Source organism: Okeania sp., from assembly GCF_983059655.1.
Genome location: NZ_CEZPJD010000186.1, coordinates 1 through 11,516 on the forward strand (window position 1 = coordinate 1; position 11,516 = coordinate 11,516).

Consider the following 11,516-nt stretch of genomic DNA (forward strand, 5'->3'; position numbering starts at 1 on the left):
CCTGTTGCCTGTTGCCTGTTGCCTGTTGCCTGTTGCCTGTTGCCTGTTGCCTATTTACTATATAAGACTGATGCTACCGGACATGATATCATATCCGTTTATATCGTTTGTGTAAACCCAAGAGTGAATATCTACAGAAAATTTAGGTTTTTTTCTTGCTCAATAGCCTTCCTCCCTCTTCCTTCTTCCTTACCTTTGCCATACAATACTGATGCTACCGGACATGATATGATATTGCCAAAAGTTAGTTTAGACTTTGACTAAAAAAACCTAATATTAGTTATTTTCATAATTCTTAAATCCAAAATAATTTTCATCAAAAATCTCAAATCATTCTTCACTGTGCAATGCCCTATTCACTACAACAGAAATAATTAACTCAAAGCGATCGCCTTTTTTCCCAAAAGATAAAATTAGACACTAAAAAATATACATGACAATTTCATAAACTTTTTTCTAGTCTATATGATTCGGTTGTATTAACATTGTAGGTTGAGTGGCAGTAGTTAAGTCAAAACTATATTGTCCTAGTATTGAATGAAACTGAATATTTAGGACTTAGTGACTGATAATGACACAATTAATAGTAAATATTGCTCTATAATCTATAATATTAATTTTCAACTATGAAAGAAATAGCACCTTATGGCTCTTGGAAATCTCCCATCACTGCTGATTTGATTGTGGCAGGAACAATTGGACTTAGCAGTATTGCCATTGATGGTGAAGATGTGTACTGGATCGAGGGACGACCATCAGAAGGTGGACGGAATGTAATTGTCCGTCACACTCCAGATGGACAAATAATTGACATCACTCCCCCACCTTTTAATGTCCGCACCAGAGTCCATGAATACGGAGGTGGTACATTTTTAGTGACAGATGGCACGATTTATTTTTCTAATTTTGCTGACCAACGTCTCTACCGCCAAACTCCTGATACAGCTCCTCAACCTTTAACTCCAGAAGTAAACTGCCGTTATGCTGATGCTGTGATGGATAAACAGCGCGATCGCCTAATTTGTATTCAGGAAGATCATACCAAAGGTGGAGAAGCTATAAATAGGATAGTTAGTATCAATATCAAAAATGAGGCAGATATTCAGATATTAGCCGAGGGTAATGATTTTTATGCCTCGCCACGTCTTAGCCCAGATGGTGAGCGACTTTGTTGGATAAGTTGGAATCATCCTAATATGCCTTGGGATGGTACTGAGTTATGGGTAGCTCACATTAATGCAAATGGTTTATTCGGAGAAGCTCAATTAGTTGCAGGTGGCAAACAAGAATCAATTTTTCAACCGGAATGGTCTGCAGAAGGAATCTTATATTTTGTTAGCGATCGCTCTAAATGGTGGAATATTTATCGAGTTTCAGGAACTGAAATGGTAAATGTAGAGCCATTATATCCTCTAAATGCAGAGTTTGGAATGCCACAATGGGTATTTGGAATGTCTACTTATGGCTTTACAACAGCAAACACAATTCTTTGCACTTTTACTCAAAATGGAATTTGGCATTTAGCAACTCTTAATACTACGAAAAAACATCTACAGCAAATAGAAATACCCTATACTTCAATGGGTTCTTTGAAAGTAAAACAAGATCGAGTTTATTTTCTGGGGAGTTCTCCGACAAAACCAACTGAAATTGTCAATATAAATCTATCTACAGGTGCTATTGAAATCTTAAAACGTTCTACAGAATTAGAAATTAATTCAGGTTATTTATCTATTCCTCAATCAATAGAATTTCCTACAGAAAATGGCAATACTGCTTATGGTTTATTCTACCCACCAACTAATCAAGATTACACAAAAATAACATCAGAAAAACCACCTCTTTTAGTCAAAAGTCATGGTGGGCCTACGGCAGCAACTTCTAGTAGTTTAAGCTTAAAAATTCAATATTGGACAAGTCGTGGTTTTGCCCTACTTGATGTTAATTATGGAGGCAGCACTGGCTATGGACGAGAGTATCAGCAAAGACTAAAAGATAACTGGGGAATTGTTGATGTTGATGATTGTGTTAATGGCGCTCAATATTTAGCTAAAAAGGGTTTAGTTGATGGTAATCGTATGGCTATTTCTGGTGGTAGTGCAGGAGGTTATACTACTTTATGTGCCTTAACTTTTAAGGATGTTTTTCAGGCTGGTGCTAGTTATTATGGAGTTAGCGATCTAGAGGCTTTAGCCACGGATACTCATAAATTTGAATCTCGTTATTTAGATGGATTGATTGGGCCTTATCCTGAAACCAAAGATATATACAAACAGCGATCGCCTATTAATTTTACTGAGCTTTTGTCTTGTCCTGTAATTTTTTTCCAAGGTTTAGAAGATAAAATTGTGCCACCAAATCAAGCAGAAATGATGTTAGAAGCTTTAAAGCAAAAAGGAATGCCAGTGGCTTATATTGCCTTTCCAGAAGAACAGCATGGGTTTCGTCGTTCAGAGAATATTAAACGGGCTTTAGATGGAGAATTTTATTTTTACTCCCGTATATTTGGATTTACACCTGCTGAAAATTTAGAGGAGGTAGAAATTATTAATCTCTAGGGAGAAGAAGGTGTTCAATAATTAATAATTAGGGTTTGCTGAACAAAGTCTTTTGGTAGAGGTAGGAGTCAGGAGAAATGGCAATTAATTATAGAGGAGGTAGTCGGAAAAATTGATGGACAATTTCTATACCATAATCATCCCAAAATACTAGCTTTTCAGGCTTTTTTCACCGAAAAGCTGGTACTTTTTTCAACAAAAAAACGCTGAAACCAATATCAGTCAATACGCGCGAGAATTAATCAGCAAGCCCTAGTTAAATATTGCTGAAAAAGAGCAAGATTTTTGGCTCAATTAGTCTCAAAATGCTCATCTTTTTACCTGACAATGCCGAAAATTTGGCCGTAGCAGATAATCTAAACTATTGCCAGATCAGCTGTTCTCTGTTGCCTATCATCACAATCAGACTTTTTCAGCAAACCTAACTAGCCCTGTAAAAATAAGTTGTACAAATTTTATCTGAAATAGATTGTGAAATCTAGCTTCCATCAAAAAAACTGTTCAGGTTATTCTTACACGGCTCCTAACTAGCTATCAGCTTTTCCTTACGGAATGCTCCGCAAACAGCATTTAGCTGGAGCGCTAAAAATTCGAGGGTTTAAGTCCCCCACTATAATTTGGAAAATTAGTTGTGCGTGTTAATTGGGGTTTTAATCTTCCATTATACACCTTGAAAAGCTGACTGCTACTTCAAACTTATAAATCAGGGTAAATTTATGCACAAAATTGTATTAATAACGAGCGTTTTAAATCTGATAATATGGATATACTTATTACTTTTTAGAGGCAAGTTTTGGTTGGTAGATAGACGATTATTGCCCATATCAGAAACAGAAATTAGAAAGATTCAATATTGGCCATCAATTACTGCGATCATTCCTGCTAGAAATGAAGCAAAATTATTGAAATCGACACTAAAATCATTATTAAATCAAGATTATCCAGGAAATTTCAAGATTATATTGGTGGATGACAATAGCAAAGATAATACAGCTAATGTTGCAAAATTTATAGCTCAACAAAATGATGATTTTACTAAACTAGAAGTAATTTCAGCAGGAAACTTACCTAGTGGTTGGAGTGGAAAACTATGGGCAATTAATCAAGGAATTAGATATGTAAAACAACAAACTGTAGCCCCAGATTATTTTCTTTTTACTGATGCAGATATTGAACATAGCTCCACAAATATTAGTCAACTTATTATTAAAGCGGAACAAGAGAACTTAGCCCTAGTTTCTCTAATGGTGAAACTGCAATGCAAAACTTTAGCAGAGGAATTAATGATTCCGGCATTTGTATTTTTTTTCCAAAAATTATATCCATTTAGATGGGTAAATAATCCACAAAATTCTACCGCTGCAGCTGCTGGAGGTTGCATATTAATTCGTCACCAAGTTTTAGATGAAATTGGTGGAATAGAAGTTATTAAAAATGCTTTAATAGATGATTGTTCTTTAGCTACAGCAGTCAAACAAAAATCAACAAATAAAAAGATTTGGTTAGGGCTAACTTCAGACACTAAAAGTAGGCGTTCCTATCCCGATATATTTAGTATTTGGAGTATGGTTGCTCGTACTGCTTTTACCCAGCTAAATTATTCACCATTACTGTTATTTGCAACAGTAATAGGGATGAAGTTAATTTATTTAGTTCCCTCATTAGAAATAACTCTAGGAATAATTTTTAGTTGGTGGGAGATAGTAGCGATCGCTTTATTAGCAAGAATATTAATGTTTTTAGTCTATTTACCTATGATCGGATTTTATCAACTCTCACCAATCTATGCGATGAGTTTACCAACTGTTGCTTCGATTTATACGTTAATTACTATAAATTCAGCTTGGCGATATTGGCGAGGGCGAGGTGGTCATTGGAAAGGGCGAACTTATCACAAAAAAAATCTCAAAAGTAAACGTAAGCATTCAGCATAGCATATTTGTTCGTATATAAAGCATTAATAATTAAATTTTTATAAGCACCTACACATAATTATTTACACAAGCAATACTTACAAAGTAAGGATTTCAGCTTCTAAAATGTGTAATTAATTTTGTTTACCTGCTTATCTCAAATCCGCTTAAATAGTTATAGATTTTATAGTATTTAGGAATCAGAACTAAAGAGGAGAAAGAATCACTTTGATGAGCGTAGTTATGACTATTGGATATTTTTTATGTCCAATTCCACCGGACTTAATATTACCACTGCCACTGGGGATTTGTCTTCAGTAATTGAGTAATTTTTTCTGCTTCTAGAGGTTTAGAAAATAAAAATCCTTGACCATAGTCACATTTTAATTTTTTTAGTTGTTTAAATTGTATAGGTGTTTCTATACCTTCAGCAACTACATTCATTCTCATAGTTTTAGCAATACTAATAATTGCTGGAACAAGTCCTAAATCAGTTGACTTATCATCAATTGACCAGATAAAAGATCGATCTATTTTGAGGGTATCTACAGGAAATAAATGTAAGTAACTCAGTGAAGAATAACCAGTACCAAAATCATCTATACATAGTTTTATATCTCTGTCTCTAAGTTTTTTGAGTAATATATCAGCTGTTTTTGTATTTTCCATTATAGCACTTTCTGTAATTTCTAATTTAATATTTTGAGGATTTACTTGTGTTTCTGCCAGAATTTTATCGACTTGTTCAATCAAATTTGGCTGGGCAAACTGTCTTACTGATAAATTAATACTCATTGTTAGAGGATAATCGGTAATTTTTTGCTGCTGCCATTTGTAGAGTTGATGACACGCCTCCCGCATTACTAAATTGCCAAGGGGATTAATTAAACCTGTTTCTTCTGCTATCGGAATAAATAATGCTGGTGAAACTATACCACGCTGAGGATGATACCAACGTACCAGTGCTTCAAAACCTATTATTTTACCTGTATTAAATTCAATAATTGGTTGATAATAAACAATAAACTCTTGTTGATTAATTGCTCGACGTAAGTCTGTTTCTAGCTGCAAAAGTTGGAGAGCAGAATTATGCATTTCTGGACTGAAGATATGATATCTTGCTTTCCCTGATGCTTTGGCTTGATACATTGCTGTGTCTGCATCTCTTAATAAATATTCTGGTTTTTCATAGTTACTATTACTTAAAGTAATACCAATACTAGCATTAATAAAAACCTCATGTCTGAGCAGTTTAAATGGATAAGATAGAAGTTCAAATATTTTATTTGCTAAGTTTATAGCAGCATCTATATCTTGAATATTGATTTGCAAAATACCAAATTCATCTCCTCCTAGTCTGGCTAGAGTATCTTCTGGTTTAAGTACTTTTTGTAAGCGACCAGAAATTGCTACGAGTAATTCATCTCCTATTAGATGGCCAAGAGAATCATTAACTACTTTGAAGCGATCGCAGTCTAGAAACATCACAGCAAACTTATATGCTGAATTGGCTTGAGTATTATTAAGAGCTTGTTTGAGACGGTCCATGAATAAAACCCGATTTGCTAATCCTGTCAGACTATCGTGAAGCGCCATTTCAAGTAATTTAGTATTAGCTTCCTCTAGCTGTTTTGTCCGCTCTTGCACTCTCATTTCTAGTTGAGTATTGAGTAGGTGAATTTCTTTTTCCGCAGCTTGTAGCGATAATTGATTTTGAATTCTGATTAAAACTTCTTCTAGGTGAAATGGTTTAGTAATATAATCTACTCCCCCTACTTTAAATGCTTTAACTTTATCAATTACATCATCAAGAGCACTGAGGAAAATTATCGGAATTTCAGAGGTCTGAGGATTATTTTTTAACTGTTGACAAACTTCATACCCATCTAGCTCTGGCATCATAATATCTAGCAAAATGAGATTGGGGGGCGCAGTTTTTACTGCCCTCAGTGCCATTTGTCCACTAATTGCCTTACGAACATTATACCCTTGCTTTGTTAGCATTCGAGATAAAAGGCGTAAGTTTTCTGGTGTATCATCAACAATTAGGATATCTGCTGGATTTTTGTTCATATTTAGTATTTTATCTTGTTGTTTGGAATTTTCCATTATTAATTATTTTGAGTTTTCTAGATGCTTGGTTAAATCTATAATTATATCAAATCGAAAGTTCTCAACTAAATCAGTTAAGGCTGTAGTAAGGGTTGTATTTTCTTGAGGAATTTGTTTAAGTAATCGGAAAATTTCATCATCAGAACCCATAGATGCATAATGGTTTAATTTTTTTGTCCACTCTAAGGGCATCTTGGCAATCTTAGCAGGTATTTCAGAAGAATTTAGTGTTTTTGCTGAGGAATTTTGATTGATATTTTGATTAACATTTTCGTTGTTAATTTTTTTTGGTGCATATATATATTTTGCTTCTAAATGTTTGCCAATTTTTCTTAATAATTCTGATTCTCGAAATGGCTTTCTGACAAAATCATCACATCCTACTGATAAAATTACACGTTTATCTTCTTCAAATGCACTAGCAGTAAGAGCAATAATTTTAGTTGATTCACCTTTTGATTGATTTCTAATGTTTGTAGTTGCTTCATAGCCATTCATTACTGGCATTCTCATATCCATTAAGATTAAGTGAGGTTGCCAACTCTGCCAAATTTCTATAGCTTGTTTACCATTCTCAGCTTCTTGAACATTAAAGCCTATGGATGTAAGTAATTTAACTAACAACAAACGATTAGTATTTCTATCTTCCGCAATTAAAATACGATATTGAGGTTGGTCAAAATCTAAAGCAATAATTATTTCTTCCGAGTATTGATTTTCTTTTGTTACAGATGCTTCTGCTATTTCTGCTTGAATATCAAAAGTAAATGTACTTCCTTTATCCACAATACTATTGATAGTTATTTCTCCCTTCATTAATTGAACAAATTTTTGACTAATTGCTAAACCCAAACCTGTCCCTTCTTTAGATTCATAACCACTTACGGTTTGGCTAAAAGGTTTAAATAATTTATCGAGTTCATTTAAGGCAATGCCCTTTCCAGTATCTGTGATAGAAAACATAATCTGAGCCACAGAAGGTTTTGTTTCTAGGTTTTCATTTTTCATTTGAGTAACTAGGGAAATATTAACAGTAATGCCTCCTTTTTTTGTGAATTTAATGGCATTACCAATGAGATTAATCAAGACTTGACGTAATTTATTTTCATCAGTTTTAATCCATTCAGGAATTGCAGTAGAACGCTCAAATTTTAACTTTAAACCTTTTAATTGAGCTTTTAACTGTAACATTTTTTCTAGGCCATCTAATAGACAGTGAAGATTAAAATTATTTACATTTAGTTCTATTCGCCCCGATTCTATTTTTGACATTTCAAGAATATCATTAATTAATGCTAGTAAATGTTCTCCACTCTGACCAATAATTTCTAAATATTTTTGACGCTCGAAAGATAAATCTTCATCCCGACTCATTAGCTGAGTAAAACCAAGAATGGCATTTAGAGGTGTACGTAATTCATGGCTCATATTAGCCAGAAATTCACTTTTGGCTTGGTTTGCTGCATCGGCAATTTCTTTTGCCTGTTTCAATTCTGCTGCTTGTCTTTGGGTATAGGTAAGTAGTTCTGCTTGCTGGACAGCTACTCCCAACTGAGTACCTATTTGAACTACTAGACTAATTTCTGATTCCTGCCATAAGCGCGGACCTGTATTTTGGTAAATTGCTAATAGTCCCCATAACTGAGTACCAGAAAATATAGGAACAGTAATATAAGCTCTTACTTGAAATTGCTCTAAAAATTCTACGTAACATGAATCAAATCCAGATTTGTAAATATCTGCTACGGATGTATATTTTTTTCCTTGACTGTAAACACCACCTTGAGTATCTTGTAGATAAGTGTCGGCATATTGTACCGTCCGATTAACACTGGCAAAAGTTTTAACTACACACTCATTTTTATCGACTGCTAATTCATATGCTAAGGAGCGTTTTTGTAAGTCTAATACAGAAGTCCATTTCTGATCTACCGACTCAGCCACAAATTCTCCACTCCAGTCTGGGTGGAAATGATAGACAACACAGCGATCGCCTTTAACTACCTGTTGTAGTGCTTCAGTTGTAGCGTTGAATATAGTTTCTAAATCTATAGACTGGTGCATTTTCTGAATTACTGTGGCTAGGGCAGACTCCCGCTTTGCTGTTTGTCGGAGGGTTAACTCAATTTGTTTTTGTTGCGTTATATCTCGAATCACACCAACCAATACTTGATTACCAAAAACATCAGTGGTGGCAACTTTTTTGGTTGATACATAATGAACTTTACCAGTAGTATCTGTTAATTTTGTTTCACTTTCCTGTTCTATTTTATTCTCAAAGACAAGGTTATCATTTTTCCAAAAAACATCTGCTTCAGATTTTTGGAAAAATTCGTAGTCAGATTTGCCAAGCAAATCTTTTTGTGAAGCTCCGATCATCTGACAAAAAGCATTGTTAACGATTTTCCAACGGTGCTGGCGGTCTTTAACAAATATAGGATCGGCTACTGAGTTAATCACTCGCTCCAAAAATTTTTGGCTAGCTTGTAGTTTAGCTTCTGCTAGTTTATTTCCAGTAATATCGGTAGCTGTACCAATGATTTGTTTTACTGCTCCAGATTGTGTTCTGTTAAAGATAGTCTCTCTACTGAATAGCCATATCCATTTCCCATTGCGACATCTGGCTTGATATTCAAATTCAAAGATATCGCCATCTGCTCCCATCATAATTTTTTGAAGGTGTTGAGGCAGTCTCGCAAAATCATCGGGGTGCATCAAATTTTGTAATAAATTTTCCTCCATTTCTTGAATTTCTGATTCTGTATAGCCAATTATCTCTTGAATTGAGCGATTAACATAGACATTTTTCTGTTCAACTAGATCGTATATATACAAAAGACTTGGACAGGTATGAGTAATTGTTTCTACTAAACGTTGGCTTGAGCTTAATGCTGCTTCTGCTTGTTTGCGGTCGTGTGATTCTATTGCTAGAGCTGTCATATATGCTATATAATTAGCAAAATTTTGTTCTTCTATCGTCCAATTTCTTTTAGTTTGAGTTTGCTCTAAACAAATAACTCCGACAATTTTTCCCTGTAGGTAAATAGAAGAATCTAACATTGAATAAATTGAAAATGGAGTCAGATAAGAATCACTAAATTCTTGAGTTCTACGGTCTCGATGAGCATCTGAAGCAGCGATTAATTTTTCTGTTTCTATAGCTTCAAAATATTGAGGATAGTTATCTTTAGAAAGAATTATTCCTTGACTATGTTTATCGAGACTCATTTCATATAGATCGGCACATTTAATTTCTGATTTATCGTCATTATAAAACCAAACACTTGCTCTTTCTATATTCAGAGTCTGGCTGCCTAATTTAGTTATTTCGGCTAGAGCTGCGTCAAGATTTCCTGTGTATAAATTCTGGTTTTTTGCTAATTTTAATAAACCTGATTGTGTTTGTTTTAAAATTTTTTCACTATTTTTTAAAGCCAATTCTACCGTTCTTCTTTCGTTTATTTCTGTTGCCAGAACGGCATTTATTTTCACTAATTCCGAAGTACGTTGTTGCAAGTTTTGAGTTGCAGATTCAACTCTTTTTTCTAATTCATTATAAGCTTGATGGACCTTAATTTCAGCTTTTTTACGTTGTAGTTCTGCTGTTACCCTAGCTGCAAAGACCCGCATAATGGCTATAGCATTTTCAGGGTTGTCTAAAGTTCGATCATTATTAATACATAATGCTCCTATTACTTGCTCTTCTTCATTGATTAATGGTACTCCTAAATAACAAGCTGCTTCCATTGCAGCTAACAGAGATGCTTTCGGAAAAATTTTCTGAACTTGGTCAGGATAAAACTTGAGTTGTGCTTCTTTAATGACAGGTTCACAAGGAGTTCCTTCGATTTTATACTTAATATTTTCTGCGAAGTTTCCTTGAGCAAAAAATGCTACTGTTTGGAGTTCTTCTGAACTATCTTCTGGAAATTGTGATATAAATGCGTGCCTAACATTCAAAGCTTTTGCTAAATGTTGAACTAGAGCAGAAAAGAATTTTTCTCCTGTAACTGAAGCTGTACCAACAATCAAATTTTTTAGGACATTTTCAGCTTTTACTCTTTGACTTACTTCTATTTTTAGTTGTTTATTAATGGCTTCTAGTTGACCGGGACTTGGTAAGGCCAGTGCTAGAGGCATAATTTGTACTAGAGTAATTGCAGTATATATTGATGTTAAAGCAGTAAAGGCTTTGATTAGCCCGGATATCCAGTATTCTGGATGCCAAAGAGTCCAGACCTCTACCAGATGACCTGTGCCACAGGAAATAATAAAAGCTCCAAACAGGAAAAATATTTGTTTAAATGGGACATCTGTTCGCTGGCGGAGAAAGTATATTAATGTAATGGCTATAGAGTAGTAAGCCAAACTAATCAAAAGATCGCTGAGAAAATGTAACCAGATAAGCTGAGACTGCCACAGGTAACACTGACCATGAGGCATATATTGCTTCGATGAAAATAGAGTTATTAATACTTCCCACATAATACAATACCGATTAAGTATCAACACAACAATATCTACATTTTAATAGAATTATTAATATTGACCATTTAAATTATATCTAAATCAACTCAATTAGATAAATAACACAATGGAGATATTGCCAGAAACTTATCTATAATACATGAGAATTATTAATCAAAAATATGAGAGATATGATAAATTATTTTTAATATCAAATTCCTTTGCATCTGTATAATTCATTAATATTTAGAATTCAGTGAGGAATAGAATTAAAAATATTTGGTAATTAATTATGCGGATATATTACAATATTTTATTTTTAATTAAGTTGATTTTATACCACAGAAAATGATAGCTTCCTTGAACAGATGGAATTTTATTGTTAAAGTTGAAGGTTAAACTTTAAATAAATAGGGTTTGCTGAATAAAGTTTTTTGGTAAGGGTAGGAGCCAGAATTTCCGTTTG

5 protein-coding genes are annotated in these 11,516 nt (G+C 34.0%); 3 read left to right on the forward strand and 2 right to left on the reverse strand.

Going from position 1 to position 11,516, the window contains the following annotated elements; genetic code table 11:
• From AC3DU7_RS12715 to AC3DU7_RS12725, 3 genes are all read left to right on the forward strand, one after another.
• Positions 1-264, forward strand: a 264-nt coding sequence (locus tag AC3DU7_RS12715) for a hypothetical protein (protein WP_488039710.1), incomplete at its 5' end; no start/stop codon positions are given.
• A gap of 362 nt (positions 265-626) precedes the next feature.
• Positions 627-2,558, forward strand: a complete 1,932-nt coding sequence (locus tag AC3DU7_RS12720) for a S9 family peptidase (RefSeq protein ID WP_488039711.1) — start codon at positions 627-629, stop codon at positions 2,556-2,558.
• Positions 2,559-3,274: 716 nt separating this feature from the next.
• Entirely contained in the window at positions 3,275-4,492 is a 1,218-nt protein-coding gene (locus AC3DU7_RS12725) for a glycosyltransferase (protein WP_488039712.1), read from the forward strand.
• Between the two features lie 267 nt (positions 4,493-4,759).
• Here the strand turns inward: AC3DU7_RS12725 and AC3DU7_RS12730 are convergent, their stop codons facing one another.
• Positions 4,760-6,544 carry a two-component system response regulator gene (locus AC3DU7_RS12730; RefSeq protein WP_488039714.1) on the reverse strand — a complete coding sequence of 595 codons (1,785 nt, stop codon included), beginning with the start codon at positions 6,542-6,544 and terminating at the stop codon, positions 4,760-4,762.
• A gap of 42 nt (positions 6,545-6,586) precedes the next feature.
• Positions 6,587-11,068, reverse strand: a complete 4,482-nt coding sequence (locus AC3DU7_RS12735; RefSeq protein WP_488039713.1) for a GAF domain-containing protein — start codon at positions 11,066-11,068, stop codon at positions 6,587-6,589.
• Positions 11,069-11,516: the final 448 nt, after the last annotated feature.

Excerpts from the sequence above, each read along its gene's own strand:
- AC3DU7_RS12720 (WP_488039711.1), top strand. The coding sequence starts at position 627 with ATGAAAGAAATAGCACCTTATGGCTCTTGGAAATCTCCCATCACTGCT.
- AC3DU7_RS12725 (WP_488039712.1), top strand. The coding sequence starts at position 3,275 with ATGCACAAAATTGTATTAATAACGAGCGTTTTAAATCTGATAATATGG.
- AC3DU7_RS12730 (WP_488039714.1), bottom strand. The coding sequence starts at position 6,544 with ATGAACAAAAATCCAGCAGATATCCTAATTGTTGATGATACACCAGAA.
- AC3DU7_RS12735 (WP_488039713.1), bottom strand. The coding sequence starts at position 11,068 with ATGTGGGAAGTATTAATAACTCTATTTTCATCGAAGCAATATATGCCT.